The following is a 1548-nucleotide window of genomic DNA, read 5'->3' on the forward strand; positions in this document are numbered from 1 at the left end:
CAAAAGCCTGCTAAGCAATGTCAATGCTTAAAAGCAAGATTTAATAAAAAGCTGAGTACTTTCTGTAGAGCATAGCAAATAAACCATAGCCTTAAAGAGTTATGGCAACTAAGAAGAACTTTGTATCCTATCTAAACTGCAGCGTAAACTTCTTTTACACGTGCATAGTAAATTCGAAAGAACTTGTTTAACCCCGCAATCATAGCCACTTTTTTCGCCTTGCCTTCAGCTATCTTTTTTTCCATAAACAAGTAGACTGCATTGTCCTCTTGAGGTTTATGAACGATAAGTGCTTTCATGACTTCAAAGCCCGTTTTACGAAGAAACGGTGATCCTCTTTTGGATATACTTCTTTTCGTACCTACAAAGTTTCCTGATTCATACGGCGGAGAATCAAGACCTGCAAAAGCAACTAGCGATTTACCTGAATGAAAACGCCGAACATCACCTATCTCGGCGATTAAACGTACCGCTAAGATAGATCCAACACCATGCATGGCGCAAACTACGTAATATTCGGGCAGCTCTTTCGCAAGTTCTTTCATTTGTGCTAAAATGAATTGTAAAGTCTCGCATAGCTGGCGTAAGACTTTTATCGCTTCCAATAGCAAGGCCGTTGTGGGTGTGCTCTTGGAGGAAGAAGTAAGGATACTAGCCTTAGCTAAAGCATAGATGGAATATGCTTTGCTTTCATCGGGCCGGTATCCTTTCTTTTTTGCCCACCGACAATAATCGAGTACAAAGTGTCTCTCGGATTTGGCTGTAATCCGATCATAGTGCTGATAATGCTCTATAAAGTCCAGCAGCTTGTTCTTCGTCAGATTGTCATTGCTAGCCGTGCGCACAAGCGCTGTAATACCAGGCATTGCCTTGTCTAGAAGCAGGATAAGATGTTGCTTTTGCATCACTTTTAATTTTACATAGTAAGCATAATTACGGCCCAGGTCTTTTAGTTCGTTATAGATACGATCCGGTAAGGAATAGCGAAGCAGCTTATGCCAGTTTGCTAGCCCATAATCAGCAATCTTCACAGCGTCTAGCTTATCAGTTTTTCCCTTGCGAAGAGAAAGCGCAGCATATTTCTTCAAAACCAACGGATTAATGACAGCTACAAAAATACCGGCAAGGGTAAGTGATTGTACAAGAGGAAAATGATAAATACCTGTAGCTTCTAAAACAACCTTTGTTTCATCTTCGAAAGATAGGATCAAATCGATAAACTTTTTGATGTTCATTTGAGAATGCTCTACAAGGAACTGTTGCATAACGCGGCCATCTTTATTAACGCAAACATTACTACTTCCTTTGGAAACGTCAATTCCAATACTAATCATCAGGTGACCTCCCATGATAAAGTCGGTAATTGTTCCATCAACACTTATTGCCACTCAACTTGGTTCGTTACACGAAAGCCTAAACGGTTTCAACCTGCTAAAGCGAATGGATACAACAAGAGGATGGCTGACAGCTTTTGGGACGGTTGTAAAAAACCTAATAACCAAACGCCAGACCAATTACCCCCTTACTGTAAAAGAATAAGTGTAATTG

At 40.4% G+C, this 1548-nt stretch carries 1 protein-coding gene; it reads right to left on the reverse strand.

The genetic code is table 11. From position 1 onward, the window contains the following. Positions 1-131: 131 nt before the first annotated feature. Positions 132-1334 carry an IS110 family RNA-guided transposase gene (locus EV210_RS22400; RefSeq protein ID WP_132083841.1) on the reverse strand — a complete coding sequence of 401 codons (1203 nt, stop codon included), beginning with the start codon at positions 1332-1334 and terminating at the stop codon, positions 132-134. Positions 1335-1548 lie beyond the last annotated feature (214 nt).

The sequence above is a fragment of the Anaerospora hongkongensis genome (assembly GCF_004339805.1).
In the GTDB taxonomy this organism is placed as follows: Bacteria; Bacillota; Negativicutes; order Sporomusales; family DSM-15969; genus Anaerospora; species Anaerospora hongkongensis.

Bases quoted from the DNA above. Each gene is read 5' to 3' on its own strand.
- EV210_RS22400 (WP_132083841.1), bottom strand. From the start codon at position 1,334: ATGATTAGTATTGGAATTGACGTTTCCAAAGGAAGTAGTAATGTTTGC.